1 protein-coding gene is annotated in these 1,766 nt (G+C 65.3%); it reads left to right on the top strand.

The window, feature by feature from the left end; genetic code table 11:
- A partial coding sequence (locus FJY88_14205) for a hypothetical protein (GenBank protein MBM3288480.1) occupies nt 1-1,766 on the top strand: 1,766 nt, incomplete at both ends.

Genomic DNA, 1,766 nt, shown 5'->3' with positions numbered 1-1,766 from the left:
CTCGCGGGAGACGACCACTACCCTGACGCCCTGATCTCGCGCCTGTCCACACAGAGCGCGACACAGCTTCAGACCCAGATCGCCCGGACGATCCGGTACGAGAGGGATCCGGATCTTGGCGCGGCCGCCGCATGGTATTCCAAGGCTTGCGGAATCGCGAGCAACGCGACCGGAGGCACGGGCTACTACGATTGGCAGCGCTGCAACTGGCTGAGGGACTCTCTTCTCGCCTACACCTACGTCCACGTCGACCAGATCTACGACCCGGGCGCCACGAGACTCCATGTCGCGGCCGCGATCAACGAAGGCAGGGGATTCGTCAACTACATCGGGCACGGCGGGACCAACTACTGGACGACCACCCTGTTCAACGTCCAGGACGTGTACGCCCTGACCAACGGCTTCATGAATCCCTACATCTGCAGCGTCGCCTGTCTGAACGGCAACTTCCCGGCGAACGAGTGTTTCGCCGAGGCCTGGCTCCGGGCCGGAACGGGGGTGGAGCCCAAGGGCGGGATCGGGATCTACGCAGCCTCCACGAACACCGCCTGGGTGCCCCCCTGCGACATGCAGACAGAGGTCGTGCGGTTGCTCACGAACGAGATCCGCAACAGCCTCGGCGGGCTCTCGTTCAACGGCGTTTCCAAGGCGATGGACCGCTGGCCGGGCAATGAGGCGGTCAGGTTGATGGAGCAATACAACCTCTTCGGCGACTGCACGGTCATGATGAGGACGACGGAGCCTGCCGCCCTGACGGTCGCGCACGCGGAGACCCTCTACTTCGCACAGTCCAGCTTCGACGTGGCCACGCCCGGAGTGGCCGGGGCGCGGGCGGCTCTCTACGCCGGAGGGACCCTCTACGGGACCGCCTACACCGACGGGGCCGGCGAGGCCACGATCAACCTGAGCCCGCTTCCTCCGCTCGGCTCGCAGCTCCTCCTGACAGTCATGGCCTACAACCGCCAGACGATCATAGACACGGTCGAGGTGGCCCTCGAGTATCTCGCGGACGTGCGGGTCGCGGACTACAGGACCGGAGCCCTCGGCCCGGTGGCCGGCGTTCCTACTCCCATCGAGATCCTCCTGGCGAATGCGGGACCCGACACGGCGCACGATGTGACCGCGTTCCTGCGCGGTCTCGGCGGCTCGGCGATCGCCGACTCGGTGGCGACATATGGACACGTCGCCGCCAACACGTCCCACTGGGGACAGGACGACTACACCTTCACGCCCGATCCGAATCTCGCAGACAGCGCGTTCGTGAGCTTCGCGCTCGAGATTCGATCGAGCGATTACCAGACCTGGCGCGACACCCTTCAGGTGCAGGTCTTCGCTCCCTTCTTCACCTGCAAGGACGCGGTCGTGAGGGACGATCTCGGCGATCGGGACGGCCGCATGGATCATGGCGAGATCTGCGATGTCGTCATCGGCCTCTGTAATGTTGGTTCCGCCGACGCGGCGCAGATCGCGGGGACCCTCACCTGCGCCGATCCGCGGGTCGAGATCGTGCAGCCCATCGCGCAGCTCACGAGTCTCCGCTCCGGCGAAAACGGCTACATGGAGGGGACATTCTCCCTCAGGATCCTGCCGTCGATCTTCGAGGCCGACATCCCGTTCGACCTCGAGCTTGAGACCTCATTGGGCCGGCAGCAGACGGTGGAGCTGGTTCTTCCGGTGGGCGGCTACCTGGAGACGGCCGAGTACGGAGGAATCTGGTGTGTCCACGAGGCCGCCGACTCCGTCCATGTGGACCAGTGGCATGTCAG

The sequence above is a fragment of the Candidatus Eisenbacteria bacterium genome, assembly GCA_016867495.1.
In the GTDB taxonomy this organism is placed as follows: Bacteria; Eisenbacteria; RBG-16-71-46; order CAIMUX01; family VGJL01; genus VGJL01.
This window is presented reverse-complemented; position numbering and strand designations above follow the sequence as displayed.